Here is a 26,242-nt window from a genome sequence, read left to right on the forward strand (position 1 = left end):
ACGATGAGCGCACAGCATGAGCACGAAGCCGAGGCCGGTACGGCGACCACCCACCGCGTTCTGATCCTCGGGGCCGGGTACGCGGGCATGGCGGCGGCGATCCAGCTCGCGGCCAGGGTCGGGCGACGTGAGGACGTCGAGGTGACCCTGGTCAACCCGCAGGAATCGTTCACGGAGCGGCTGCGGCTGCACATGGCGGCGACCGGGCAGCAGCTCGCCGAGATGCGCATCCCGGAGCTGCTTCGGGGCACGGGCGCGCGGTTCGTGCGCGGCTGGGTGACGGCGGTGGACGCGGACGCGAGGACCGTGCGGATCGACGACGAGCGGGTGCTGCACTACGACACGCTCGTGTACGGGCTGGGGAGCGTGGCCGACACGGCGGTGCCCGGAGTGGAGGGACACGCGCACACGCTGAACGGCGCACAGGAGGCCGAGTTGCTGGCCGGACGGTTGGCGCGGCTGGGGAGCGGCACCGTGGTCGTCGGCGGCAGTGGGCTGACCGGCGTCGAGGCGGCCGCGGAGATCGCCGAGCGGTACCCGGAACTGGACGTCGTGCTGTTGGGCCGGCAGGAGCCCGGCGCGGCCATGAACCCCAAGGCCAGGGCGTATCTGCGGTCCGCGCTCGACCGGCTCGGTGTCCGGGTGCGCGCCGGGGCCGAGGTGGTGAAGGTGCTTCCCGATTCGGTGGAGCTGGCGGACGGGGAGAGCGTGGCCGCCGACGTCGTCCTGTGGACGAGCGGTACCCGGGTGTCGCCACTCGCGGCGGCCGCCGGGCTGAGCGTCGACGAACGCGGCCGCATCATCACCGACACCACGCTGCGGTCGGTGTCGCACCCCGAGGTGTACGCCGTCGGCGACGCCGCAGCGATCCGGCAGGCCTACGGCGTCATGCACGGCACCTGCCAGGGCGGCATGCCGACCGGTGTGCACGCCGCGGTGTCGATCGTCCGGGCGCTGAAGGGCAAGGAGCCCAAGCCGTTCCGCTTCGGTTACTACCACACGCCGGTCAGCCTGGGGCGGGGCGACGCGGTCGTCCAGTTCACCCACCCCGACGACAGCCCCCGGAAAATCTGCCTGACCGGCCGTAAGGCCGCCTGGTACAAGGAGACGGTGAGCGCCTCTCCCTGGCCGACCTACGGCCGTATGAAGAAGATGCCCGCCTCGGGCGCGTTCTGGCCGCGCGGCGGCCGCTTCACCCGGGTGCGGGGGACGCGGTGAGCCGTCCGTTGTCGGATCAGGACCAGCAGGTGTTCGACGACCACCGTGGCCTGCTGTTCTCGGTGGCCTACCGCCTCCTCGGCACCGCCGCTGACGCGGAGGACGCCGTCCAGGACGCCTGGATCAAGTGGTCGGCCGACGACCGTTCCCAGGTCGCCGACCCCAAGGCCTATCTGACGCGGATCGTGTCGAACCTGGCGATGGAACGGCTGCGTTCCACCCGGCACAAGCGGGAGACGTATGTGGGCCCGTGGCTGCCGGAGCCCATCCTCACCGGCGGCGACACCGCCGACGACGTCATGGACGCCGAGTCGGTGTCGATGGCGATGCTGGTGGTGCTGGAAACGCTGAGCCCGCTCGAACGTGCCGTGTTCGTGCTGAAGGAGGTCTTCGGCTTCAGCCACGCGGAGATCGCGGAGGCGGTGGAGCGGTCCGAGGCCGCGGTGCGCCAGGCCGCGCACCGGGCCCGCGAGCACGTACGGGCCCGCCGGCCCCGTTTCGCCGCGGACCGGTCCCGGCAACGCGAGGTCACCGAGCGGTTCTTCGCCGCCGCGACCGGCGGTGACATCAACACCCTGATGGAGTTGCTGTCCCCGGACGTCACGCTGTGGACCGACGGCGGCGGCAAGGTCCGTCAGGCCCTGCGTCCGGTCGTGGGCGCACAGACGGTGGCCGCCTGGTTCGGGGCCATCGGCACCGTCACCTACCAGGGCGTCGAACCCGCCGACATGAACGCCGAACTCGTCGAGATCAACGGCGGTCCGGGCCTGCTGTTCAGCGCCCCGGACCGTGTGATCGCCACCGTCACCTTCGACTTCGACACCGAGGGCCGCATCACCGCCATCCACAACGTCGCCAACCCCGACAAACTGCGGGCAGTCGCCGACGGGACCAGGCACGACATCGGTGCGTAGCCGGGGACTTCGCCGGGACGGTCCGGAGCACCGGCCGCACGGGTCTATCGTGGACGGTATGTCCGCCTCAGAAACGGCCCCCGAACTCATCCGCATCGTCTCCCGTGACTCGCCCATGGCGCTGGCGCAGGTCGAGCGTGTGCGTGCCGAGCTGGCCGCGCTGCACCCGGGTATCCGCACCGAGGTCGTCCCCGTGAAGACCACCGGCGACAAGTGGATGGGTGACCTGTCCCAGGTCGAGGGCAAGGGCGCGTTCACCAAGGAGGTGGACGCCGCGCTGCTCGCCGGGGAGGCGGACCTCGCGGTGCACTGCGTCAAGGACGTGCCCGCCGACCGCCCGCTCCCGGCGGGGACGACGTTCGCGGCCTTCCTCAAGCGCGACGACATCCGTGACGCGCTGGTCCACCCCGGCGGGCTGACGCTCGACGAACTCCCGGCGGGGACCCGCATCGGCACGTCCTCCGTGCGCCGGATCGCCCAACTCGCCGCCTCGCACCCGTATTTGGAGTGCGTACCGTTCCGGGGCAACGCCAACCGACGCCTGGAGAAGCTGGCGGCGGGGGAGGCGGACGCGCTGCTGCTCGCCGTGTCGGGCCTGGAGCGGATCAACCGCACGGACGTGATCAGCGAGGTCCTGTCGACGGAGACGATGATGCCGCCGATCGGCGCCGGCATCCTCGCCCTGCAGTGCCGCGAGGGCGACACGGCCGTGATCGACACGGTCAGCGACCTCGGCGACCCCAACACGCACCGCGAGGCCACCGCCGAGCGCATGTTCCTGCACGTCCTCCAGGGCCACTGCAACTCCCCCATCGCGGGCTACGCGAAGACGGCACGAAGCGGCGAACTCTCTCTGCGCGCAAGCGTCTTCACCCCCGACGGCAAGACGGTCCTGAACGCCCACGAGTGGGCGGGCCGCCTCGACCCCGCCACCCTCGGCACCTCGGTCGCCGTGGCCCTCCTCCGCCAGGGCGCCCGCGACCTGATCGACGGCATCGCCCACTGAGCCCACGGACGGCTGAGCGCCGGGCGGTCACTCCGCCCGGCGCTCAGCCGCTCTAGTGCCCCGACAGGCGACGTGCGCCCCGTCGCGACGCCCGGCACGCTCCAACCGCGTCGACACGATCCCTTGGCCGGCCGCTGGTACTGCGGCGGCCGGTCGCTGGCCAGGGCCCGCCTGACGGTGTTCTTCGAGATGCCCAGATGCCGTGCGATCGCCCGGATCGGCATCTGCTCGGCCCGGTGCAGGCGGCGGATCTCTGACCAGTCCTCCACGAGGATCACCTTCCCTCCTGACCTTGATCACCAAGGTCAGGGTCAGACGAAGATCACCAAGTGGGTCACTTTTGATCCGTCGTCAGAGGGTCAGCGTTCGGCCGTTGTCGAGACCCCGGCTGTGATCCGGCTATGGTCCCGCGAAATCCCGGTCAGGACTGGTCCTCTGTGAACAGGTACTCCCTGCGTTCGAAGTCGATCGTCCAGGCGAAGTGGCTGAGGTACCCCCACGAGATCAGCGCATCCACGCGGATCCCGCCCCAGTGGCCGAACTCACGCCAGACGCGATCCGTTACGGGGTAGGCGGTCATTCCCTCTCTCGATGCCGTGCCGATGGCAAGCGTGCCAGGGAGCTCGGCGAACCGGCCGGTCTGCGGCCTGGCCACTCCCCACCGGGCGAGAGTGCGCCGTGGGACGAGCATCGCCACCTGTCCCTGATCGGGAGTGAGTGCCACCAGGCCCGAGTCGACGAACAGGTTGACGCCACTGATCTCGTCGATGCGACCGCGGGCGATCATCAGATGATCGCTCCACAGGCCGAACGGTGTCACGTGCTGTGCCGCACCGAGGCGGGCCAGATGCCGGGCACGGGCGATGCTGTCGCCACGGCGGGACAGTACGAGACGCCGATTCGGCGCGTCGACCGTCGTCAGGAAGCGCTCCAGAATGTTGGTGCCGATGATCGGCCCGAGCGGGACGTCGAAGGCCGCGGCCGGTGGAAGTCCCTTGTCATGCACGGCGGCTTTCCTGCCCGGTTCGCAACTGGGGCCCGGGAGAGTGGTCGGCGGGTTCCGGTAGACGCCGGTCAAAGGGCGGCTTCATCACGCCGGCCCGTAAATCCGGTGCCGCAGGCGGCTCGCATTGCGAGACTGGGCCCATGGATGACATGGGGCGATTCCGTCGGGCGGTCGTCGCGTGGGCGGCGGGCGGTGCGGGGGCCTCGGCGGCCGCCGAAGCAGCACAGGAGCTGGCGGTCGACGCCACCGTGCGCATGGTCGTGCTGGTCGAAGGAAGCAGTGATCAGGCCGCGCTCGAAGCGCTGGCCGTGCGGCACGGCCGCGACCTGGGGGCGGAGGGCATCGCGGTCGTGCCGCTCGGAGGTGCCACGAACATCGGGCGGTTCCTGGACGTGTGCGGCCCTCCGGGGCTCGACCTCAAGCTGGCGGGCCTGTGCGACATCGCGGAGGAGCCCTTCTTCCGACGCGCTCTGGAGCGGGTGGGTCTCGGCGCCCGCCTCACCCCGGACGACCTGGAACCGCTCGGTTTCCACATGTGCGTCGCGGACCTCGAGGACGAGCTGATCCGCTCCCTCGGCGTCTCCGCCGTGCAGCAGGTCATCGAGGCGGAGGGCGAAATGCGTTCCTTCCGGGTCTTCCAGAACCAGCCCGCCCAGCGGGAACGGACCGTCGAGCAGCACCTTCGGCGCTTCATGGGCACCCACGCCGGCCGCAAGGCGCAGTACGCGCGCTCACTCGTCGAGGCCCTGGACTCAGGCCGGATACCCCGGCCCCTGGAACGGCTCCTCGCGCACGTCTGATTCCGGTAGCCGGGTTCCTGGTGCCGCATCAGGCGCGACGGTTCCCACCCGGAGCCGGCCGGATGGTCAGCCCGGTGCGGGGCGCGTGCGGCGTGCCGTGTGTGCGGGCCCCGAACGCGGCGGCCGGCACAAGGGCCCCGCCCGCGGAACCGAGGCCCCGTCGGCGGGCGCCCCGCAGACCCGGCCCTAGGGTTCCTGCACCGCCGAGTCGACCTTCGCCGGGTCGGCGGAAGCCTCCGGGCCCGTGTTCGCCGCCGTGATCAGGGCGACGGCGGCCAGCACGCCGGCACACAGCGCGGTGAGGTAGCGCGTGGACAGGCGACGGATCACGAGTAACCCCCTGCGTCAGCGACCGATTAAGTAGGTTTAACGTGTGACTTAAACGTAGGGCGTGCGGGCAGAAGCGGCAAGGCGTGTCGCGAATCCGGTGCCATGTCGGATGCTTTAACTGGACTGTCACGTCTGGGGAGTTGACCGCTCCTAGGACAGAAGTGAGCTTAAGATCCAGGTTAATTGGAGAGGTCATCCCATGGCGGAGCGCGACGACCCGAGCACGATCGGGCGCAGGGTGCAGCAGCTGAGAACCGAACGAGGTTTGACGCAAAAGCAGTTGGCGGAGCCCGCGTACACCCCTGCCTACGTCTCCACCGTGGAGGCGGGCCGGGTGAGGGCCTCCGAGGAGGCACTGCGGCACATCGCGGATCGCCTGGGCATCGCCTACGAGGAACTGATCACCGGCCGCCCGGCCCACCTGGCGACCGATCTGCGGCTGCGGCTGACCGACGCGCAGCGCACGCTCGCCACCGGCGCCGCCGAGGTGGCCGCCGAGCAGTACTCGGAGCTGGCGGCCGAGGCCGAGCAACACGGCCTGGTGGCCGAGGAGTTCACCGCACTGCTCGGGCTCGGCGAATGCGCGCTGGAGACCGGGGACCTGGTCACCGCCCGCACCCGCTTCGAGGAGGCGGAGAAACGTGTCGCCGACGAGCCGCTGTCACGCCGCGTGCCCGCACTGCGGGGACGCGCGGTCGCCCACTACCTGGCCGGTGAACTCAGGTACGCCTGCTACCTGTTGGAGTCCACTCTCGACGAACTCAACAGCAGCGGGATGAGCGACCCGGGCGACCTGCTGCTGCTCTACAGCGCCATCATCGCGCCCTACATGGACATGGGCGCCCACGCCCGTGCCGCCCAGGCCGCCGAGTTCGCGCTCGCCCTCGCCCCCCAGGTCGCCGACCCCGCACTGCTGGCCCGCATGCACCGCCAGGTCGCCCGCACCCTGGTCGCCGAGGGCCGCATCGCCGAGGCCGACACCTCGCTGGCCAAGGCCGCCGAGCTCTACCGCCAGCTCCAGATCCGCACGGAACTCGCCAACTGCCATTGGATGCGCGGCTACCTCTATGTACAGAACGGCGAACTGGGGCGCGCCGAGACCGAGTTGCGTGAGGCACGGGCCATGCTCTCGGACAAGCGGGCCGCTCTCTACAGCAGTCAGGTCGCGGTCGAACTGGCCGATGTGCTGCACCGGCGCGGCAAGTCGGAAGAGGCGTCCGCGCTGCTGCACGAGGTGCTCGGCGACCTCAGCCCGGAGCGCGGCGCCGTGCACTCCGCCGCGGCGCACCGGCTGCTGGGGATCATCGCCGAGGACGCCCGGGACACCGAGAGCGCCGAGGAACACTACGTCCGGGCACTGAGCCTGCTGGAGCGAGCGGGCGCCGCCCCAGACCTCGCGGACCTGTGCCGGCTGCTCGGCGATCTGCTGCGCCGTACGGGACGGGTGGAGGCGGCACTGGACGTGTACCGCACCGGCCTGGGCCACCGCACGGCCCCCGGCACGACGACCCTGGGGCCGGCGCCCGCTCAACCGCCGCTGTAGTCAGTGGTGTTGTGACCGACACACCTGAGCCGGGCGGTGCGATGCGAGAACGTTCCTGAAACCTGCCGGGCAGCGATGCAACAGGTGGCCGGCCCCGGGCCAAGGAGTGGGTGAAGGGATCACCGACCACTTGGAGGAACGGGTGCCCTTAATACCCGAATGGGCCGCGGGGTCCGAACGACGCGGGAGCCGGGCCGCGCCACCGCGGCCGGACGCCGCCGGATTCTCGGCGTTCTACGAGGAGAACTTCGACGCCGTCCTCGGCTTCGTGGCCCGGCGCACGAACTGCCCGCAGGTGGCCGCGGACCTCACCGCCGACATCTTCGTCGCCGCGCTCGAGGCCGCCGGACAGTACGACCCGAAGCGCGGGTCGCCCTACGCCTGGCTGTACGGCATCGCCCGCAACGTCCTGGCCTCCCACTACCGGGGCAGCGCCCGCGAACAGCGCGCGGTGGCCCGGCTGAACGGGCACCGGCTGCTGGACGAGGAGGACATCGCCGCCCTTGAGGAGCGGATCGACGCGGAGCGGGCGGCACGCGAGCTGGCAGAGCGGCACGGCGCGCTGAGCGAGCCGCTGCGCGAGGTCCTCGATCTGGTGGCCGTGGACGGCCTCACCCCGGGCCAGGCCGCCCAGGTCCTCGGGCTCAACCGGGCGACGGTGCGCAGCCGCCTGCACCGCGCGAAGCGGCTGTTGCGCACCGCCCACCCGTCCCCCGCCCAACCCACCGAAAACGCAGCATCTTTCTTGGAGGTTGTCTCATGAACACGCCCACCGGATACAAGCAGCGCCTGGCGTCGGAGCTGTCGGCCATGGCCACGCACCCGGCCCCCGTTACGGCCACCCGGGCCCCGGCCCGTCGTCTTCGCGTCCCGTTCACCATCGCGGCGGTGGCGACGGCGGCCGTCGCGGCGGCGGTGGTCGTGCCGACGCTGAGCGGTTCGGGCAGCTCGCCCGCGTACGCCGTGACCCAGCGGAGCGACGGCTCGGTGGCGCTGGACCTGAACCGCGCCGAGGGCCTGCCCGGCCTGCAGCAGCAACTGAAGAAGCTGGGTCTGCCGGCCGTCGTCCTGGAAGGGGACGAGAACTGCGCCACGGGCAAGCCTCCCCTGGCCCCCGGGGCCGAGGGTCGCTACCCGATGACGTACACGAACACGAAGCCCTTCAAGGGCATCATCGACCCGGACCTGATCCGGGACGGCGAGACGCTGCTCATCGTGGCGGACTTCAGGGACGACGACTCGGTCCTGTCGGTGTCCTACCGGCTGGTGTCGAAGGTTCCGACGTGCAGCGAGCCGTGGATCGGCGGCGGTCCGGACGCGACCCTCTGATCCGTGGGCGGAGCCGCGGGCGTCATCCGCGGCTCCGCCGAGGCCGGCACACCCGTCCGCGGACCGAACACCACCGCACAGGCTGTTCCTTGCCGCCCCCGGCCGTCCGCACAGCCGCGTTGGCTAGTCTGTCCGGACACGTACGGGCAAGGCGGGAAACGAGAGTCGACGACAGCGTGGAGAGCCGGACGACAACGGTGGCGGACGGGGCCCGGATGGTCGCCCGCGCCTTGGTGACCCTGGTGTTCGGCGGCGTCGCCCTGATCACGATCGTCACCGTGGCCTCGGTCCTCGGTCCCATGCTGGCGCTGGACCTCTACACGCCCGCGGTCGCCGCCTGGTGGACGGTGTTCACGGCGATCGCCGTGCAGGGCATGCCCTTCCTGCTGCTCGGCACGGTGGTCTCCGCCGCGATCGGCGCCTTCGTGCCCGAGCGGGTGTTCACCCGGATCCTGCCGCGCAACCAGGCGCTCGCCGTGCCCGTCGCGGGCGCCGCCGGGGCTGTGCTGCCCGGCTGCGAATGCGCCTCCGTGCCGGTCGCGGACAGTCTCATGCGGCGCGGTGTGGCGCCCGCCGCGGCACTCGCGTTCCTGCTCTCCGCCCCCGCGATCAACCCGGTCGTGCTGGTGGCGACCTCCATCGCCTTCCCGAACCAGCCCGTGATGGTGCTCGCCAGGCTGCTGGCCTCGCTCGGCGCCGCGGTCGTGATGGGCTGGCTGTGGGTGCGCTTCGGGCGGGAGGAGTGGCTGCCCCGGCGCACCAAGTCCAGGACCCCGTCCGATGGCGGCGGGCGCCTGCACGTCTTCGGCACGGGACTCCGGCACGACTTCCTGCACGCCGGTGGCTTCCTGGTGGTCGGCGCGGCCGCCGCCGCGACGTTCAACATCGTCCTGCCGCGCTCGGTCCTCGACGTCTTCACCGACTCCGCCTGGCTGGCGGTGCTGCTGCTCGCGGTCCTCGCGGTGGTGCTGTGCGTGTGCAGCGAGGCCGACGCCTTCGTCGCCGCGTCACTGACCGGCTTCTCGCCGACGGCCCGGCTGGCATTCATGGTGGTCGGTCCGATGGTCGACCTGAAACTGATCGCCCTGCAGACGGGAACGTTCGGACGCGCCTTCGCGTGGCGCTTCTCGGCGGCGACCTGGGTGGTCGCCGTGGCCGCGAGCGTGCTGGTGGGATGGTGGTTGTTGTGAGGCGCACGACCCAGGCGGTCCTGCTGATCCTGTGCGGGGCCGCGCTGCTGCGGATCTCGGTGGCCAGCGACCTGTATCTGCGCTATGTGCAGGCCGGGCTGCGCCCGTACCTGATCGCCTCCGGAGTGGTCCTCACTGCCCTGGGCGTGGTGGGACTGCTCCGCCGGGGCGCCGGTCACCGGGAAGACGCGCCCGCCGACGGCCGGCACGACCTCGACGAAGGCCAGGGCGAGAACCTCGGCCACGAGGGCCCCCACGGCCGGAGTGAGGACCACGGCGACGACGGCCACCACGGCCACGACGGCCACCACGGCCACCACGGCGACGACGGCCATCACCGCGAGGATGACCACGACGGCCACCACCGCGACGACGGCCACGACGGCCCCCACGGCGACGACGGCCACCACGGCGACGACGGCCATCACCGCGAGGATGACCACGACGGCCACCACCGCGACGACGGCCACGACGGTCACCACGGCCACGACCACTCCCGCGCCCCCCGGGTCAGCCTCCTCCTCGCCGTCCCGGCGCTCGCCCTGCTGCTGTTCCCGCCCCCGGCCCTCGGCTCCTACAGCGCCGCCCGGCAGGAGGCGCAGACCGAGGCACAGGGCGCCGGGACCTTCCCGGCGCTCCCCGCGGGCGACCCGCTCGACATCGACCTCGGTGCGTTCAGCTCGCGCGCCGAGTACGACACCGGCGCCTCGATGAGGGGCCGCACCCTGCGCCTGACCGGCTTCGTGACCCGGGGCGAGGGCACCACGTGGTACGTGTCCCGCCTGGTCGTCAACTGCTGCGCCGCCGACGCCCAGGCCCGCAAGGTCGAGGTCCGCGGCGCCGAGCCCCCGGTGTCCGACACCTGGGTCACGGTCACCGGCACCTGGCACCCCACCGGCCCACCCGGCTCCCCGAAGGCCCGCCCGGTCCTCGACGCCGCCTCGGTCCGCGAGGTGCGTCAGCCGTCGGACCCGTACGAGAAGCGCTAGGCCCTGTCGACGACAGGACCTAGCGGGACTGGTCAGAACGGGCCTCGTTCCAGATCCGCAGCACGGTCTGCTCCGCGAACGAGGCCGGCGACGGCTCGTTCGGCAACTGGGCGGGCACACTGGTCTGCTTCTGCTTCTGCTTCTGCTTCTGCTTCTGCCCCTGCCCCTGTTCCTGCTCCTGTTCCTGCTTGTGCTTGCCCGGCCGGTCGGCGAAGAGCGCGAGGGTGAGGGCGAGTTGGGAGTCGTACCCCGTGCTCCACACGGTCCGCCGGGTGATCCCGCCGCCCGCCCCACCGGTGAAGAAGACGTTCGGGTAGGTCAGGCCCAGGGGACTGGCGGGCAGCGGCCGGCCCGCCATCAGCTTCGATGCGACGAGCGCCTCCTTCTCGCTCAGCACGTCGCGCACATCCGGGCGGGCCGTGTGGACCGTCCGCCCGTCCCGGATGATCTTCGTGACGGTGTACGGGGCCGCGTACCGGCCGTTCGCCGCCACTGCCGCGTACGCCGAGGCCAGCGTCAGCGGCGTCGGCGCCGTCGCCGTGGGCAATTGGGCCAGCGGTGCGCCCAGCTTCATCCGAGTCAGCGGCTCCAGTGCCGTGCCCGCCTCCACCGCGCCGTTCACGGCGTCGTTGAAGGGCTGCCGCGCGTAGTCCGAGCCCCCGTACAGCAGCCGCACCGCCCCGTCGCCGGGCTCGATCGCCACGACCGCGGTGTGCATCCGGACGCCCTTGCCTCCGGGGTGTTCCTTGACCAGTTCATTGGTGGCGTCCTGGAGTGCCAGGTCGAAGGTGGTGTGCACGGTGTAGCCGCCGCGCGCCAACTGGTCCTCGGTGATGCCGAGCCGGTCGGCGGCCTCCTTCGCGGCGACGTCGATCAGGTACTGCCGCTGCCCCTCGGTCGCGCCCGGCGGATAGAACCGGAAGGCCGGGAAGCGCGCCCCGTCCCGCTGCTCGGCCGAGATGGCGCCGCTCGCCGCCATCGCGTCGAGGACCCACTCCCAGCGGTACCGGAGCTTCGCCGTCACCTTCGGGTCGGAGCCCGCCTTCTCGTAGTAGGAGGGGATATTGACGATGGACGCCAGCGCGGCCCCCTGGGAGACGGTGAGGTCCTTGGGGTCGACGTCGAAGTAGTTCCGCGCGGCGGCCTTGATGCCGGCGGCGCCCCGCCCGAAGTACACCGTGTTGAGATAGCCCTCCAGGATCTCGTCCTTGGAGCGGGTGCGGTCCAGCTTGACGGCGATCAGTGCCTCGCGGGCCTTGCGGGACAGCGACTGCTCCGGACTCAGCAGCGCGTTCTTCACGTACTGCTGGGTGATGGTGGAACCGCCCTGCCGCTCCCCGCCGGTCACCGTGGCCACCACGGCGCGGGCGATCGCCCGCGGGGAGACCCCCGTGTCCGTACGGAAGGAACGGTTCTCTGCTGCGATCACCGCGTCCTGGACGTGCCGTGGGACCTGCGCCAGCGGTACGTCCTGCCGGTCGACCGGTCCGCGCCGCCCCAGATAGGCGCCCTTGTCGTCGAGGAAGACCGTGCTCTGGGTGACCGTCTCCGGGTGCGCCTTGGGGATGACAGTGAGCTTGTACGCGACGACGACCGAGCCGCACAGAGTCGCGATCAGCACCAGGAAGGCGATGAACAGCCGCCGCACCCGACGGCCCCGGCCACGGCGGAAACGGACGCGCAGCGGGATACGGCGGGAGACCGCCCGCTGTTTCAGCCGACGGGCACGCCGGCGCAGGTTCGAGGGCATGCGCGTCACTCCCCGGTCCCCGACCGTGCGAGCACTTCGCCTCTCGCGTCGTACACGGTGACGCTGCCGCCGCCGTCGCCTGCGGCGCCACCCCGGCCGCCTGCGGCACCGAACTCGACCGCGGCAAGGAACAGCTTGGCGTCCGCCGCCGACAGCGGGGCGCTCACGTACCAGACTCCCCAGCCCGGGCTGCCCGCCAGGGTGAGCACCGAGGCGGTCATCTTCTTGCCGCCCGCCCTCACCTCGACACGGCCCGGATCCCCGTCGACGCCGTAGTACAGACCGGTCAGGAAATGGCTGCCGTCGGCAGGGTTCGCGTTCACTCCCGCGACGGAGAGGCCCGGCCGCCCGGTGTCGGCGCGTTCCTTCCCGGAACCCTCCGACTTCCCCGCGGCTTCCGAGGCTTCCGCGGCCTCGGCGGTCGGCGCGGCCCCGTCGGCCCCCTCGGCCCCCGTGGGTTTGCGCAGGTGGTCCACCGGCTCTTCCTGGGCGCGGGCGCCTGTCTCCGTGAATCCGTCCTCGGAGATCCCGCGGAAATTGTTGGGATTGCCGGGCTCCGACCAGTGCTCTCCGTCCGTGGTCAGCCAGACCTCCACCCCCGGTGCCGCCTTCACCCGCTCGCCGGGCGCCACGATGCGTATCGGTCCCGAGGTCATGTCCGACGACGTACCGGACGAGCCCGAGGCACCGTCGTCCCCGATCCGCTCGACCGCGAAGAACGCGGCAGGTGCGAGCACCGCGGCGCACACGGTCGCGACCACGGCCGTACGGCGGCGCCGCCAGGCGCCGGCCCGCTTATGGAGGTCGTCGAGCGGAACAACGGACGGAACCACGTCGGCGGCGACCCGGGCCAACGACTTCCGCACCCCTGCGGGGTCGGTTCCGGCCGCCTTGAGGGCGCGCTTGGCGTGGGCGCGCAGCGCACCCGTCGAACAACCCAGCAGCTGAGCGGTCTCCGCCTCGGACCGGCCTTCCCAGTAGCGCAGCACCAGCACAACCCGCCATCGGGCGGCGCGCCTCGCGGCCGGACGGCGCTGCCCCCGCAAGTAGGTTCTGACGAGCTCTCGCTGCATGTGGAAGTCCACGTCGTTCCGCGGAACGCGCCGCCACCCGGCGTTCACCCGCGCCAGCGTTCTCCGCACCAACTCCTCCGCGGCCGGGAGGTCGTCGGCCAGCAGATGCGCGGTGACGACCAGCCGGGGCCAGCGGTTCCGGGCGCACACGGCGAAGGTGTGGGAGGTGCCGTCCTGGGACCGGCCGTCCTGGGCATTGCCGTCCTGGGACCGGCCGTCCTGGGCATTGCCGTCCTGGGACCGGCCGTCCTGGGCTCTGCCGTCCTGGGATCTGGCGAGGTGTTCTGACGCGAAGTCGTGCGACGCGAAGTCGTGCGATGTGGGGAGCACGTGCTCAAGTCCTCCGATTCCAGGGCGCGGTGACGCTCGGTGACACGTGGTCAGCGCAGGGAGGTCAGGGTCTCGGTTGGGGCCACCGGTGGATCCGGAACCCCGTGTTCGTCGTCTTCTCCATGGGTTGTGCTTCGATGGCGCGACCTACGGAACTTGTACGAGCGGCGGGGACATGAGGGTTGCAAGGGAACTGTGAGACTCCGGCGGGGGGCATGACCGAGGACGAGTTCGATGCTTTCTACACGGCCGCTTTCCCCCGGCTGACCGGGCAGCTCTATGCCTTGACCGGGGACCACACCGAGGCCCAGGACGTGGTCCAGGAAGCGTTCGTACGGGCCTGGGACCGGCGCAGGACGTTCATGGCGGACGGGGCCCCCGAGGCGTGGATCCGTACGGTCGCCATGCGCTTGGCGGTCAGCCGCTGGCGCCGGGCCAGGCGCTGGCTGGAACTCGTGCGCCGCACCACACCGCCCGAGTCGGTCCCGGGGCCCGGCCCCGAGCACACCGCGCTGGTGGCTGCGCTGCGTCAATTGCCCGAGGCGCAACGGATGGCGATCGTCTTGCACCATCTGTGCGACATGAGTGTGGAGCAGGTAGCCTCCGAGACCGGTGCGCCCGTGGGGACGGTCAAGGCCCGGCTGTCCCGGGGGCGGACCGCGCTGGCGAAGTATCTGTCGGTGGACGACTCGTTGGACGGACCGGTGGGCGAGGCCGCCGGGCCCGTGCGGAAGGAGGGCGGCCGTGTCCGATGAACTCTCGACCGCGCTCCGCGAGTTGGCCGCGCGGCACGAGACGGCACCGGTCGTCACCGGCGCCGAGGTGCGGGGCCGCGCCGTCCGCCGGGGACGCCGCCGCCGGGCGACTCTCGTGCTCGGCGCGGGCGCCACGGCGCTCGCCGTGGTGACCTTCGTGCTGACGTTGAACACCGGTGACGGCGGCACCCGGGCCCAGGTCCCGGCCGCGACGCCCGCCGCATCCGCCCCCACGTCGTCCGCCTCCCCCGCCAGGCCGGTGGCCACCACCGGCTCGGTCGACTTCCGCAAGAAGGTCCTGATATTCGGTGACCACGTCATGCGGCTCAGCTCGGGGGCGGTAAAGGCACGCGAACCGATGGGGTTGTTGACGGTGGCGGTGAAGTGGGACACCAAACTCGTCGCGTCCGAGAAGCTGTTCAAGAAACGCTTCACGGTCGAGGTGCCGTACGTGGTCGAACTGCGCGGCGCCGACAACGACCCCGTCTACGTCGGCGCCGTCACCTACGCAGCGAAGGCCCCCGACGACAGCGAACCCCTCGGCGGCTGGATCGGTCTGAACGCCAAGGACGCCTTGTGGCTGTACGACAAGGTGCGGGTCGGCGACCACTTCTCGGTCAGCGGAGCCCCAGAGGCCGGGACGGACGCCACCGCGTCCGCCCCAGAGACGATCCCGACCGACGCAGGGGGCGCCTCGTCCGCGGAGCGGGACACCTCGTCCGCCACAGAGATCATGCCGCCCGCAGTGCGGGACTCCTCGCCCGTCACAGACATCATGCCGTCCACAGAGCAGGACCCCTCGTCCGCCACAGACACCATCCGGTCCGCGGAGCGAGACCCCTCGTCCGCCGTTGTGGGCGGAACCGGCTAGTGCCGCGGCAGGCAACGTTTGCCCGGTAAGGAGCGGCGTCATGGGCCTGCTCGAAGAGCTTGGGGGAGCGTGCCGGGCGTCGCGACGGGGCGGACGTTGCCTGTTGCGGCACTTGGGCCCTGGGGCCCTTCTGACGGACCTCCGCGGCGTCGCGACGCCCGGCACGCTCCTCCTTAGCGGCCGAGGACCAGTACCGCGTTCTGCCCGCCGAATCCGTACGACGTGCTGAGCGCATGGTCCATCCGGACCCGGCGCGGTGTCTTGGCCACCACGTCCAGCGTGACCTGGGGGTCCGGGCTGTCCAGGTTGGCCGTCGGGGGCACCGTCTGGTGTTCCAGGCTCAGCACCGCGCAGGCCGCCTCGATCGCCCCGGCGGCGCCCAGCGCATGACCGAGCGCGCCCTTGTTCGCGGTGACCGGCGGCCGGTGCGGGAACAGCCGGCCGAGCACCCGGGACTCCACCAGGTCGCCCGGGACGGTCCCGGTGCCGTGGGCGTTGACGTGGTCGATGTCCGGCGCCCCCAGGCCGGCGTCCCGGAGGGCCGCCGCGACGGCCAGCGAGACCCCCGCACCCGTCGGATCGGCGCCGGTCGGATGGTACGCGTCCGCGGACGCGCCGAATCCGAGCAGGCGGGCCCGGACCCGCGCGGTCCGGCGGGCGAGCGCGTGCTCGGTCCGCTCCAGTACGAGGACGGCGGCGCCCTCGCCGAGCACGAAACCGTCGCGGTCCGCGTCGAACGGGCGGGAGGCGGTGGCCGGGGTGTCACAGCGTGCGGAGAGTGTGGCCATCTGCGAGAACAGCAGCGCGGTGAAGCGCGAACTGCGCGGTGACTCCGCGCCGCCCGCCAGCACCATGTCGCAGCGCCCGGCGCGCAGCAGGTCCAGCGCGGTGCCGAGCGCGCTGGCGCCCGACGCGGAGTCGGTGGACAGGGTGAGGTTGGGTCCGTGGACGCCGAGTTGGAGGGCGATCTCGCCGGCCGCCATGTTCGGGACGGCGCGCGGCAGCGTCAGCGGTGACACGGAGGCCGACCGGCCGCTGCGCACCACCTTGCCGTGTTCCTTCTCCAGTGTCTCCAGGCTGGTCGAGCCGACGCCCATCACGACCGCGACCCGGTCCGCGTCCCATGCCGCGGTGTCGACGCGCGCGTCTTCGACGGCCAACCGGGCGGCGGTCACCGCGAGTTGGGTGAACCGGTCCAGGCGCCAGGCGGACTTTCCCGCCATCGCCCGCGGCTCGAAGTCCCGGACGTGGCAGGAGAAGTCGATGGGCAGGCCGTCCAGGACGGGGTCCGGGGCGGCGGTGGAGACCCCCGTGCACAGACCCCGCCAGGTGGCTTCCCAGCCGATCCCCGCCGGAGTGACGAGACCGAGCCCGGTGATCGCGACGCCGGTCACGCGGCGGCTTTCCACAGCGCGGGGCCGAAGGCGACGGCGATGTCAGCGGCCATAAAGGTCATAAAATAGTAAGCCGGGTTCATTCTTCTCCGGGTGAAAAGCGACGGGCGCGGTACACGAGCGGAAGCGGCGCGGGTGCACGGCGATTCGGTCAGCCGACCCGTACGGCCCGGGTCTTGAGAGCGGCCGTGACCACTGCGAAGGAGCAGGCCGCGAGGCCCGCCGAAGCGGCGAGCGTCCAGAGCGTCAGTCGTGCAAGAGGCCGGGAAGCGAGCACAGTTCAACCCTTTCGTCGGCCGTCATGATTCCACGGCCTGAGGGCGGGACGCGCCGCAGCACGGGCTGTTCACCCGGATAGAGTCCGAATGTTCCACGTGAAACGTGAAGGGCGAAATGCCGCCGGGAAACACGACCGGGAAACGCGAACGGAAATCCGGACTGGAAGCCGGGGGCACAAGCCCGAACGAGAAAGCCGCAGGGAACTCCGATGGGAGCTGCGATGGGAGCTCCGAAGGATCTCCTTATGCGAACCTGGGACGGGGATATGAGAAAGCGCCGCAAATGTGGGGTGGCGGGGGACAGAACCACGGTCCCCGCCACCGGCGCACTCCATCGGTCACGCGACGCCGCGGACGCCCACGGCGGGCGCACCATCAGTCACAATGCGTTGATTCCGCTCAATCGCCCCATGAGTCACACGTGTCACTGGTCTAAGCCACATCTGCCTAAGCGACGTCCGCGTCCAGTTGCCGCGTCAGCTCCTCCACCACAGCCGGGGCCTCCCGCTGGAAGGCCGCCAGGTCGAGGCCCTCGTCCGCGACGACGGCGAGCAGGGCCCGGTCGCCGACCGCCAGCACCAGCACATGACCGCCGCTGCACTGCGCGATCACCTGCCGCAGCATTCCGGTCTCCCCCTGCTGGGCCATGCGCCTGCCGAGGGAGAGCGTGGCCGCGGCCACCGCCGCCACGGACTCCGGGTGAACCGTTGCCGCGTCCGTGGCGACCAGTAGGCCGTCAGCCGTGGCGAGTACGCTCTCGGACACCCCCATCACCTTGTCGCGTAGTGCCGCAAGGATGTCGATCAGCGGATCGGCCGCCCTGGTTTCGCTCATGGCATTGATTCCTTGGTCAGGCACTGTTTGTCTCCCCTGGACTGCTGCTTGACTTCGGGCCGTGCCCGCCTGGACTGCGCCGTGGCAACGGGCCCCGTTCGGGGGGCGCGTACGGCGACTGCCCCGCGGAGGCGGCAGTACGAGGTGCGGTGCTGGGCCTGCCGGACGGTGTCGTACGGGACTCCCGTCGCACCAGCCCGAGTCCCTCCATCCGGACCAGATCGAGCAGGACCGGGTACAGCCCGCGGCCCAGCGTGAAGGCGATGTCCCGTGGTGTACGCCGGCCGTTGACGCAGGAAAGGATCTCCACGTGGCGTGACGAGTGCACCGGTTCGGACGCCAGCCGGTGCACCCGGGCCCGGGCGGCCTCGGCGGGTGCGCCCAGCAGCCGGGACAGCAGTGCCAGCCTCCGTGAGGTCTCCTGGGTGAGCCGGGCCGGCTCGACCCCCGGTTCCACGCTCAGCGTGGGCACCCGGTCGGTCACCTCCCAACTCGCCGGAGCGCTGAGCGACATGGCGAACGCCCCGTCGAACACCGCGGCCGTACACATCACTTCGAGCTCCAGCGCACCGACCAGCGCGCGGTGGTTCAGCTCCGCCCCGCGCAGCTCCCCGGAGGGGTCGGCCACGCACACCCCGGCCCACTCCGCGTCGCTGATCCGGCCGGACTTCAGCAGGATCGCCTCGACGGTCGGGGCCCCCGGTGTCTCGACGGCCACGACCAGGCCGTCGCGGAGGTGGATCGTGCCCCCGGGCGTGCCGGAGACCCGGACCGTCGCGCTGCGGCGCTGGGCGCGCAGCGCCAGCAGCAGGGCCGACACGTTGCGGGCGGTGGTCACGCTCGCGTCGGTCGCGTCCGTCGTGCCCGTCGCGTCGGTCGTGCTCGTCGCATTGGTCGTGCTCGTCGCATTGGTGCTGCCGGTCGCATGGGTCGCGTCGGTGCCGCCGGTCCCGGGGTCGGCGCCGGGCTCGTCGGAACGCGGATCCGTGGTTCCAGGATCCGTGGTGCGAGGGTCCGTGATGCCGGGATCCATGCCGCCGGGATCCGTGATGCCGGGATCCGTGGTTCGGCGATCGGTCATACCTGTGCTGCCGTTCTCTCGATGCCGCCGTTCATGTCCGTACTGCCGTTCATGCCAGTACTTCGGCGGCTCGGCCTGACAGGTCCCGCATCGCCAGCGCGATGTTGGTGCGTGCGCGGTCCAGGATGGCCGACAGCAGCAGGGGGTCGCCCTGCCGTCGTACCAGGAAGGTGACGTAGTGGCGCCGTGCGCTGGTCACGATCACGCTCTCCACCTCGCCCCGGGCGCCCGCTCTCGCGAGCGACTCGGCGATCAACGCGGTGGTCTCGCACAGTTCCGAGGCATCCTCGGTCTCCTCACCCGCGACCGCGTAGGTGAGGCCGGTGACCCCGTCCACCAGGGCGACGCCGGTGACGCCGGGAGCGTCGAGGAGCTTTGCGAGTCCCCGTTCGATCGCCGACATCCGATCCCCCTTCACTTGACCGCTTCCCGCACAGTACTTTAATCACCAACATGGCGACAGTGACCTCAAGTGATACTTAATTACTCACGGGTTTACTGTTTTTCGATCGCTGTTTGCATGATCTCTGAACGCCGACGACCGGCAGAGGAAACGAGGCCAGCCTTATGAACATCGAAACGGCGCTCAAAGAAGCGATGACCGTGGACGGCGCCCTGGGTGTCGCACTCGTCGACTACGAGAGCGGTATGTCGCTGGGAGTGCTCGGTGGCGGCCCCGGCCTCGACCTGGAGGTGGCGGCGGCGGGCAACACGGAGGTCGTCCGGGCCAAGGTGCGCACCCTCGCCTCGCTCCAGATGGACGACACCGTCGAGGACATCCTGATCACGCTGGGCAGGCAGTACCACCTGATCCGACCGCTGGTGAGCAGCAAGGGTTCGCTCTTCCTGTACCTGGCGCTCGACCGTTCGCGTAGCAATCTGGCGCTGGCTCGGCACAACCTCAAGCGCATCGAGAGCGGTCTCGAGGTCTGAGTCCGACCGGGCCGGAGGGCTTTTGAGTCCGTCTCGGATCGCGCGTATCACCGTGACCGCCGCGCCGGGTTCTGTTCGGCTCAGAACTCGGGCGCGCGGTGATACGGCACGCCCATGTCGACGGTCCATGCCGACGGCTCTTATAGAGGCCCATGCCGACGCTTCTTCTCGACGGTCAGTCAGGTTCCGCCGAGAGGTGTCCCGTTATCGCGACTTGGCCCTCGACATATTTCTCCGGCATATCCGGGAGCGCGGCCGTCCGCCGCTGTCGCCCCCGAAATCGACGCCGACGTTGCCCGAGATCGGGCACTCGGCACTCGGTTCTGCCCGAATTCGGAAACGCCGCGAAGAGCCGCCCCTGCCAGGACGGTCGAACCCAGACCACCCGGACCACCCGGACCACCCGGACCACCCGGAGCCGGCCTTGCTCGCGCATGCACGCGGAGCCCGTCAGCTCCAGCCCGGCACCGGCCCCGCCGCGCTCACACCCCACCCGGGATCCGCCACAGTGGTGCCTCGTACCGATCCGCTCGACGGCTCTTCAGCAGGCGGCGCAGGGCGTCCCACTGGGTGCTGTCGAGGTCCAGTGCCTCGGTGATGCGGCCCAGTGTCAGATGAGTGGCGCCACGGCCCCTGGCCTCCGCCTCCAACCGGTCCAGTCGGCTCAGCATCGCCGCAGGATCCGGCCCGATCGCCGCAGGATCCGACGTGAGGGCCGCAGGATCCGGCGCGGCGGCCCTGCGCCGCCGGAACCGGGCCGCCTCCTCGCGTTCGTGGTCCAGCTCCGAGTGGCCGCAGATGTCACGGCTCAACTCCTCCACCTCCGCCAGGCTGCCCGTCCCCATCGCCGCCCGCGCCAGCTCGTTGCGGTCCAGGGCCTGTTCCGGATCCGCCTCGCGTACCGTCGGGCTCTCGTCCGTCAACGCGACCGGCGACTGCGCGCCCCGTACCTCGCACGCCCCGCGCACCCCCCGGGCCGTTGCCGCGAGCATCGCCATCGCCTCCGACGGATGCCAGTCGAGGACCCTGCCGACCGCCTCCACGTCCTCGGCGGTGAAGACATGGACCACGGCGCCGAGCGCGCCGCACACCTCCTCGGCAGGTAGCTCGCCGTCCAGGCCGGGGCCCGCCACCAGCAGCCGGACGGGCGCGCTCACCTGGCAGCAGGCCGCCAGAGTGAGGGCGTCGGCCAGCGGGCTCTTCAGTGTCGGTTCGTCCCCTCGGGCGAGGATGTCGCCGCCCACGTCGAGCAGGTGGACCGAGTCCGGCGACAACTCCTTGAGCAGTTCCTCCAGCTGCCGCGTGACTCCCTCGACCCCGCGGTACGGGTCGAGGAGTGCGAAGGTGTGCGGCAGCTCAGCGGCGAGCCGCGGCAGCGTGGAACCCGCGGGCGCCAGCGGTCGGGCCCGCGCGGGCACCGAACGGACCGCCGGGGTCAGCGACCGCAGCCCGGTGAAGCCGTCCGCTCCGCGGGGCCCCGGGACGGCGTCGACGAGTAGGCGGTCCCACGCGTAGGTGAGGATCACCGCCCGTTCCCCGGTGCCGTGGACGGCGGCGTCGAACATCGCGGCGGCGACCGCGTCACCACCGCCTCCCGCCGCGACGACCAACCGCGTCATGGGACCAGCGTACGAGGGCACCTCTCGGCCCAGAGTTCCGCGAATCGGGGTACGAGGGCACCTCTCGGCCCCGAGTTCCGCCCGGAACCGGTAGGAATCCCGCTCCCGTAGCCTTCACCTCCATGTCCACGCCCCGACTGCGCCCCGTCGACCTGGCCCGTCTGGCGGGCATGTCCACCCAGCAGATCCGCAACTACGAGGAGGCCGGCATCCTGCCCCCGGCCTCGCGCACCGCCGCCGGCTACCGCACCTTCGAGGACGTGCACCGGCAGGCCCTGCTGACCCACCGGGTCCTGCTCACGGGGTACGGGCACGACACCGCACAGCGGGTGATGCGCGCGGTGCACGCGGGAGACGTCCCGCGGGCGCTGGCGCTCGTCGACGAGGCGCACGCCGTCCTGCACGAGCAGCGCGGCTCGCTGGACACGGCGAGCGAGGCCCTGGAGGCGCTCGCCGGCCGACCACTCACCGTGCCGCCGCCGCGCCACGGTGATCTGCGCATCGGCGAGGTCGCCGCCCTCCTCGGCGTACGCACCTCCGCCCTGCGGGTGTGGGAGGCGGCCGGACTGCTCGCCCCGGCCCGGGAGAGGGGCACCGCGTACCGTCACTACGGCCCCGCCGACGTCCGGGACGCCCGGATGATCCACGTACTGCGCCAGAGCCGCTATCCGCTGCCGCAGATCAGGGCCCTGCTCGAGGAGTTCCGCCGCACGGACAGCGACACCGCGCTGCGGGCGGCCATCGCGCGAAGACGCGAGGAACTGGCGGCTCGGACGACGGCCATGCTGGAAGGGGACGGGTGGCTGTACGCCTACCTGAGGGACCAGGGCCACCTGCCACGACCAGCGCCGGAGGCCGCGCAGATCCCGGAAGCCTCGGACGACCCGGAAGCCGCGGGGGAAGCCGCGGTGGTGCCGGGTGCCGCGCTGGTCCCGGAGGCCACGGAGGTGCCGGAAGCCTCGGACGACCCGGAAGCCGCGCAGGTGCCGGAAGCCTCGGACGACCCGGAAGCCGCGCAGGTGCCGGAAGCCTCGGACGACCCGGAAGCCGCGCAGGTGCCGGAAGCCTCGGAGGACCCGGAAGCCGGGCTTGCCGCGGGAGTTGGCACAGGCCCCTGAGACCTTCTGGGGTCCACCGAGGCAACCCCCTAAGGGATGTCACAGGTCGGCCGCAATGGGGTCCGCGTTGGCCCGCGCCCGCCACGTCACTCTCCGGGACCGGGTACGTTCGAAGACGTGGCTGGATTCAGGATCGGACGCGGCCGGGACAACCGCACGGCGCAACCCCAACGACAACCACGGCAGCAGCCGTACGGACAGCAGGCCCCACAGGGCGGCGGTCCGTCGTACGGCTACCCTGCCGCACCGCAGCCGTACCCGCAGCAACAGCAGCCGCGGTACGGCGGCCGGGGGCAGCCCGGGCAGCAGCAGTGGCCCCAGTCGGGCGGCCAGGGGGAGCCGGAGTACTTCGGCGACGGACACGGCCCTGACCCGTACGCCGCCAACCACCCGGGTCACACCCAGGCCTTCTCCGTAGGGGAGGACCCCTACCAGCAGAGCGAGACCTACCGCGCCGGACACACCCCGGCGCCCCCGGTCGGACCGCGCCTGCACTGGAAGGAGCTGCTGAAGGGCGTCGTGCTCAGCCCGAGCCAGACGTTCCTGCAGATGCGCGACTACACGATGTGGGGCCCGGCCCTGATCGTGACCTTCATCTACGGCCTGCTCGCCGTCTTCGGCTTCGACGGCGCCCGCGAGGACGCGATCAACGCCACGCTCTCCCAGGCGATCCCGATCGTCCTGACCACGGCCGTGGCGATCGTGATCAGTTCCTTCATCCTCGGTGTGGTCACCCACACCCTCGCCCGCCAGCTCGGCGGCGACGGCGCCTGGCAGCCCACGGTCGGCCTCTCCATGCTGATCATGTCCATCACGGACACGCCGCGCCTGCTGGTCGCGATGTTCGCGGGAGGCCAGGCGTCCTTCGTCCAGATCCTGGGCTGGGCGACCTGGGTCGGCGCGGGCGCGCTGCTCACGCTCATGGTCAGCAAGTCCCACGACCTGCCGTGGCCGAAGGCCCTGGGCGCGTCGGCGATCCAACTGATCGCGATCCTGTCGATCATCAAGCTGGGTACGTTCTAGGCACGGTTTCCGGCGCCACGACACCGGTACACCGGTCGTGTCCCGGCCGGAGCACCGACGGAACACCACGGAACACCGAGAGGGGCTCCCGCGGGCGCGCAAGCGCCACCGGGAGCCCCTCATCGTTGTCGTGCGGGCCCACCGAGCCGGTCAGGCCTCGAGAACCTGCCCGGACCGCCGGATCACGGGCGGTTCGACACTCCACGGGAAGTTGATCCAGTCATCGGTCCGCTTCCACACGTACTCGCACTTCACCAGGGACTGGGACTTCTCGTAGATGACGGCGCTGCGGACCTCGGCGACGGTGCCCACGCAGAACTCGTGCACCAGCTTGAGGGTCTTGCCGGTGTCGGCGACGTCGTCCGTGATCAGGACCTTCTTGTCGGAGAAGTCGATCAGGTTGGGGACTGGCGCCAGCATCACGGGCATATCGAGGGTGGTCCCCACTCCCGTGTAGAACTCGACGTTGACCAGGTGGATGTTCTTGCAGTCGAGGGCGTACGCCAGGCCCCCCGCGACGAAGACGCCACCGCGGGCGATGCAGAGCACCAGGTCGGGTTCGTAGCCGTCGTCGGCGATGGTCCGGGCGAGCTCGCGGACGGCGACACCGAACTGCTCGTAGCTGAGGTTCTCCCGCGCGGGCGTGTCACTCATCACGGAGCCGCTCAGACCTGGGTGCGGTGGAAGTTGACGAAGGAGCGGGAGGCGGTGGGGCCGCGCTGTCCCTGGTAGCGGGAGCCGTAGCGCTCGCTGCCGTAGGGGAACTGGGCGGGCGAGGAGAGCCGGAACATGCACAGCTGCCCGATCTTCATGCCCGGCCAGAGCTTGATCGGGAGGGTGGCGAGGTTGGAGAGCTCGAGCGTGACATGCCCGGAGAAGCCGGGGTCGATGAAGCCGGCGGTGGAGTGGGTGACGAGCCCCAGCCGCCCCAGCGAGCTCTTCCCCTCGAGCCGTGAGGCAAGATCGTCGGGCAGTGTGATGACTTCGTACGTCGAGGCGAGCACGAACTCCCCGGGATGCAGGATGAACGGCTCGTCCCCCTCGGGCTCCACGAGCCTGGTCAGGTCGACCTGCTCGATGGACGGGTCGATGTGGGGGTAACGGTGGTTCTCGAACACCCGGAAGTAGCGGTCGAGCCGCACGTCGATGCTCGAGGGCTGCACCATGGTCGGTTCGAACGGGTCGATCACTACCCGCCCTTTGTCGATCTCGGTCCGGATGTCCTGATCTGAGAGAAGCACGCACCGAGGATACGCGGGCCCGCCGGTGACGGTCACAGCCCCCGCACCCCCGTACCACGTACCGCACGACGCTCTCCGAGAGCCGCCGGGGCGGCACCCGGAGAGCGGGCGGACGAACGGTCTACCGCTTGTGCGAGGCCACTGGCACGGCGTTCCGCAGCCGCGCACACCGCGGACAGCGGATGAGCCGGCCTGGACCGAGTCGCTCGGCCTGCTGCATCGGGAACGAAGCGATGCTGAACACGTGCCCCTCGGCACAACGGACGACGGTGCGCTCCATCAAGTCCAAGAGTCCCTTCCCCAGAGAGCGGCGTCTGGCTGTTGCCCTGACGACGGAAAGCCACATTACGGGACGATAGGGATGGCCCTCCAGGCGGCACTCCGCCCTCTGCGAGACCTCCACGGTACGCCCCAACTCCCGCCCCGCACAGCGCCGTCCACCCCACGAAACGGTGCAGGCCCCAGGGCCCGCGCAACAGGACAGGCCCCCGATCGGTCAGCACCGGAGGCCTGGCATGAGGTAGAGTGACGAAGCGCCGAGACACCGCAGAGCGGTCGTCTTACGCGGGTGTAGTTTAATGGTAGAACATCAGCTTCCCAAGCTGAGAGCGCGAGTTCGATTCTCGTCACCCGCTCCATGTGAAACCCCCAGGTCAGGGACCCGGGGGTTCTTTGTTGTCCAGACCGGTGGGCGGCCGCCGCACCACAACCGCACCATAAGAGCTGAGGCGAGCTTCCGGCGGCCTCCTCGTTGTGGTGCGCGGGGTTGTCCTTGTGGCTCTTCGCACGCTCGGCGCGCACCATCTCGTCGAGCCCGGCGGCCACCTCTCGCTGCCGCTCGTCGTCGGAGTGCTGATAGATCAGCGCAGCCTTCTCGGAGGACTGTCCCGACCGGACCATCGTGTCTTTGAGGGTCGCGCCCGAGCGGGTCGAGAGCGTGTGTCCGGTGTGACGAAGGTCGTAGAAGCGGAAGCCGTCAGGGAGACCGACGGCAGTACGGGCGCGCCGCCACTTCCGGCCGAAGGATGTGCGGCGGAAGGGAGCTCCCTTCTCACCAACGAAGAGGAGCCCATCAGGCCCCTTCTCGGCGTACCAGGCAAGCTGGCGCTTCAACTCCCTTTCCAGGAAGGCCGGAAGGACGACGAAGCGTGCGCCCGCGTCCGACTTGGTCGCACCCGGAGCGCGCTTGCCGTTGGTCCGCTCGGGCTCGGCAACCCGGACCCGGATCGCGAGGTTGTCCAGGTCGACGTCTCGGCGCCGCAGCCCGGCCAAGTTCCTCGGGGCGCATCGGGCCGTAGGCCCCGAGGTAGACCATGAGCCGCCAGCGGATGCCGATCGCGTTCGCGAGGGCGTCAACCTGGGCGACGTTGGCGATCCGACGCTCGGTCGCAGCTTCCTTGCCCGCGCTTCTGCGCAGGGCCGGCCGCTCAGCGCCGCCGGGTCGGCCCGCCGAAAGGCTCACGAGCGCTGGGCCACTTCCGCCGGTCGGTTTAGGGGTCCTTTCACTATGAGCGTCCGATCAGGTCGCGTGGTCTGGTGCCGTGCATCGCAAGGCGCCGGAAGGTCCTCGTAGCGGAGCTACCAGGACCTTTTGGCAACGCGGCGATGGGGGTGCCC

Annotated in this window: 24 protein-coding genes, 1 tRNA gene and 3 pseudogenes; 15 read left to right on the top strand and 13 right to left on the bottom strand. The window is 71.0% G+C overall.

Annotated elements, in window-relative coordinates; translation table 11 throughout:
- Window positions 1–3 precede the first annotated feature (3 nt).
- Genes EF387_RS18325 through hemC form a run of 3 tightly spaced genes read left to right on the top strand, consistent with a single transcriptional unit; the run spans window position 4 to window position 3,138 of the window.
- A complete protein-coding gene (locus EF387_RS18325) occupies window positions 4–1,218 on the top strand; it encodes an NAD(P)/FAD-dependent oxidoreductase (RefSeq protein ID WP_128377615.1) in 1,215 nt (404 codons plus the stop codon).
- Between the two features lie 8 nt (window positions 1,219–1,226).
- Window positions 1,227–2,132: an RNA polymerase sigma-70 factor gene (locus tag EF387_RS18330; protein ID WP_420802590.1), complete on the top strand. Its 906-nt coding sequence runs from the start codon at window positions 1,227–1,229 to the stop codon at window positions 2,130–2,132.
- Window positions 2,133–2,190: 58 nt separating this feature from the next.
- Complete coding sequence (gene hemC / locus EF387_RS18335; protein WP_128377617.1) at window positions 2,191–3,138, top strand: hydroxymethylbilane synthase; 948 nt, start codon at window positions 2,191–2,193, stop codon at window positions 3,136–3,138.
- Window positions 3,139–3,254: 116 nt separating this feature from the next.
- On the opposite strand, the pseudogene EF387_RS18340 reads toward hemC, so the two are convergent.
- Both EF387_RS18340 and EF387_RS18345 read right to left on the bottom strand, forming a co-directional pair.
- Window positions 3,255–3,416, bottom strand: a pseudogene (locus EF387_RS18340) (helix-turn-helix domain-containing protein); the annotation flags it as partial.
- A 143-nt stretch (window positions 3,417–3,559) separates the two neighbouring features.
- Complete coding sequence (locus EF387_RS18345) at window positions 3,560–4,144, bottom strand: hypothetical protein (protein ID WP_128377618.1); 585 nt, start codon at window positions 4,142–4,144, stop codon at window positions 3,560–3,562.
- A 140-nt stretch (window positions 4,145–4,284) separates the two neighbouring features.
- Between EF387_RS18345 and EF387_RS18350 the strand changes: the two genes are divergently transcribed.
- The gene (locus tag EF387_RS18350; RefSeq protein WP_128377619.1) at window positions 4,285–4,944 is read left to right on the top strand and encodes a TOPRIM nucleotidyl transferase/hydrolase domain-containing protein; all 660 of its coding nucleotides are present in this window, start codon (window positions 4,285–4,287) and stop codon (window positions 4,942–4,944) included.
- A gap of 186 nt (window positions 4,945–5,130) precedes the next feature.
- On the opposite strand, the gene EF387_RS46715 is transcribed toward EF387_RS18350, so the two are convergent.
- Window positions 5,131–5,274 (bottom strand): hypothetical protein, encoded by a 144-nt coding sequence (locus EF387_RS46715; RefSeq protein ID WP_155589771.1) that lies wholly within the window; start codon window positions 5,272–5,274, stop codon window positions 5,131–5,133.
- Window positions 5,275–5,473: 199 nt separating this feature from the next.
- Between EF387_RS46715 and EF387_RS18355 the strand changes: the two genes are divergently transcribed.
- The 5 genes from EF387_RS18355 to EF387_RS49750 all read left to right on the top strand — a co-directional run bounded on the left by EF387_RS18355 (window position 5,474) and on the right by EF387_RS49750 (window position 10,325).
- Window positions 5,474–6,817 (top strand): tetratricopeptide repeat protein, encoded by a 1,344-nt coding sequence (locus EF387_RS18355; RefSeq protein ID WP_128377620.1) that lies wholly within the window; start codon window positions 5,474–5,476, stop codon window positions 6,815–6,817.
- 106 nt (window positions 6,818–6,923) lie between these two features.
- Window positions 6,924–7,580, top strand: a complete 657-nt coding sequence (locus EF387_RS18360; protein WP_238431575.1) for an RNA polymerase sigma factor — start codon at window positions 6,924–6,926, stop codon at window positions 7,578–7,580.
- A complete protein-coding gene (locus EF387_RS18365; protein ID WP_128377621.1) occupies window positions 7,577–8,146 on the top strand; it encodes a hypothetical protein in 570 nt (189 codons plus the stop codon). The genes EF387_RS18360 and EF387_RS18365 overlap by 4 nt, the downstream gene beginning before the upstream one ends.
- A gap of 215 nt (window positions 8,147–8,361) precedes the next feature.
- The gene (locus EF387_RS18370) at window positions 8,362–9,336 is read left to right on the top strand and encodes a permease (protein ID WP_128377672.1); all 975 of its coding nucleotides are present in this window, start codon (window positions 8,362–8,364) and stop codon (window positions 9,334–9,336) included.
- Window positions 9,333–10,325: a TIGR03943 family putative permease subunit gene (locus tag EF387_RS49750; protein WP_338058113.1), complete on the top strand. Its 993-nt coding sequence runs from the start codon at window positions 9,333–9,335 to the stop codon at window positions 10,323–10,325. The genes EF387_RS18370 and EF387_RS49750 overlap by 4 nt, the downstream gene beginning before the upstream one ends.
- Before the next feature lie 19 nt (window positions 10,326–10,344).
- On the opposite strand, the gene EF387_RS18380 is transcribed toward EF387_RS49750, so the two are convergent.
- A complete protein-coding gene (locus EF387_RS18380; RefSeq protein ID WP_128377623.1) occupies window positions 10,345–12,075 on the bottom strand; it encodes a transglycosylase domain-containing protein in 1,731 nt (576 codons plus the stop codon).
- 5 nt (window positions 12,076–12,080) lie between these two features.
- Window positions 12,081–13,478, bottom strand: a complete 1,398-nt coding sequence (locus EF387_RS18385) for a sigma factor-like helix-turn-helix DNA-binding protein (protein ID WP_128377624.1) — start codon at window positions 13,476–13,478, stop codon at window positions 12,081–12,083.
- Between the two features lie 215 nt (window positions 13,479–13,693).
- Between EF387_RS18385 and EF387_RS18390 the strand changes: the two genes are divergently transcribed.
- Entirely contained in the window at window positions 13,694–14,233 is a 540-nt protein-coding gene (locus EF387_RS18390; protein WP_128377625.1) for a SigE family RNA polymerase sigma factor, read from the top strand.
- Entirely contained in the window at window positions 14,223–15,104 is an 882-nt protein-coding gene (locus EF387_RS18395; RefSeq protein WP_155589772.1) for a hypothetical protein, read from the top strand. Before EF387_RS18390 ends, EF387_RS18395 begins: the two co-directional genes overlap by 11 nt.
- Window positions 15,105–15,277: 173 nt before the next feature.
- Here the strand turns inward: EF387_RS18395 and EF387_RS18400 are convergent, their stop codons facing one another.
- The 4 genes from EF387_RS18400 to EF387_RS18415 all read right to left on the bottom strand — a co-directional run bounded on the left by EF387_RS18400 (window position 15,278) and on the right by EF387_RS18415 (window position 19,094).
- The gene (locus tag EF387_RS18400) at window positions 15,278–16,498 is read right to left on the bottom strand and encodes a beta-ketoacyl-[acyl-carrier-protein] synthase family protein (protein WP_128377627.1); all 1,221 of its coding nucleotides are present in this window, start codon (window positions 16,496–16,498) and stop codon (window positions 15,278–15,280) included.
- A gap of 725 nt (window positions 16,499–17,223) precedes the next feature.
- Window positions 17,224–17,610, bottom strand: a complete 387-nt coding sequence (locus tag EF387_RS18405) for a roadblock/LC7 domain-containing protein (RefSeq protein WP_128377628.1) — start codon at window positions 17,608–17,610, stop codon at window positions 17,224–17,226.
- A 16-nt stretch (window positions 17,611–17,626) separates the two neighbouring features.
- Window positions 17,627–18,691: a hypothetical protein gene (locus EF387_RS18410; protein ID WP_238431576.1), complete on the bottom strand. Its 1,065-nt coding sequence runs from the start codon at window positions 18,689–18,691 to the stop codon at window positions 17,627–17,629.
- A 49-nt stretch (window positions 18,692–18,740) separates the two neighbouring features.
- Entirely contained in the window at window positions 18,741–19,094 is a 354-nt protein-coding gene (locus tag EF387_RS18415; RefSeq protein ID WP_128377629.1) for a hypothetical protein, read from the bottom strand.
- Between the two features lie 164 nt (window positions 19,095–19,258).
- On the opposite strand from EF387_RS18415, the gene EF387_RS18420 reads away from it, so the two are divergent.
- The gene (locus EF387_RS18420) at window positions 19,259–19,624 is read left to right on the top strand and encodes a hypothetical protein (RefSeq protein WP_128377630.1); all 366 of its coding nucleotides are present in this window, start codon (window positions 19,259–19,261) and stop codon (window positions 19,622–19,624) included.
- A 482-nt stretch (window positions 19,625–20,106) separates the two neighbouring features.
- Here EF387_RS18420 and EF387_RS18425 read toward each other — a convergent pair whose 3' ends face one another.
- The gene (locus tag EF387_RS18425) at window positions 20,107–21,243 is read right to left on the bottom strand and encodes a DUF1152 domain-containing protein (protein ID WP_128377631.1); all 1,137 of its coding nucleotides are present in this window, start codon (window positions 21,241–21,243) and stop codon (window positions 20,107–20,109) included.
- Window positions 21,244–21,365: 122 nt separating this feature from the next.
- Between EF387_RS18425 and EF387_RS18430 the strand changes: the two are divergent.
- A pseudogene (locus tag EF387_RS18430) lies at window positions 21,366–22,067 on the top strand (MerR family transcriptional regulator); the annotation flags it as partial.
- Between the two features lie 330 nt (window positions 22,068–22,397).
- Window positions 22,398–23,384: a Yip1 family protein gene (locus tag EF387_RS18435; protein WP_128377632.1), complete on the top strand. Its 987-nt coding sequence runs from the start codon at window positions 22,398–22,400 to the stop codon at window positions 23,382–23,384.
- Between the two features lie 150 nt (window positions 23,385–23,534).
- On the opposite strand, the gene EF387_RS18440 is transcribed toward EF387_RS18435, so the two are convergent.
- Window positions 23,535–24,038, bottom strand: coding sequence for a phosphoribosyltransferase (locus EF387_RS18440; protein ID WP_128377633.1), 504 nt, complete (start codon window positions 24,036–24,038; stop codon window positions 23,535–23,537).
- A gap of 11 nt (window positions 24,039–24,049) precedes the next feature.
- Window positions 24,050–24,625, bottom strand: a complete 576-nt coding sequence (dcd, locus tag EF387_RS18445) for a dCTP deaminase (protein ID WP_128377634.1) — start codon at window positions 24,623–24,625, stop codon at window positions 24,050–24,052.
- A gap of 564 nt (window positions 24,626–25,189) precedes the next feature.
- On the opposite strand from dcd, the gene EF387_RS18450 reads away from it, so the two are divergent.
- Window positions 25,190–25,263 (top strand) — tRNA-Gly (locus EF387_RS18450).
- 133 nt (window positions 25,264–25,396) lie between these two features.
- Here EF387_RS18450 and EF387_RS18455 read toward each other — a convergent pair.
- Window positions 25,397–26,048: pseudogene (locus tag EF387_RS18455) on the bottom strand (tyrosine-type recombinase/integrase); the annotation flags it as partial.
- Between the last annotated feature and the right edge of the window lie 194 nt (window positions 26,049–26,242).

It is taken from the genome of Streptomyces cavernae, from assembly GCF_004023625.1.
Taxonomy (GTDB): Bacteria; Actinomycetota; Actinomycetes; order Streptomycetales; family Streptomycetaceae; genus Streptomyces; species Streptomyces cavernae.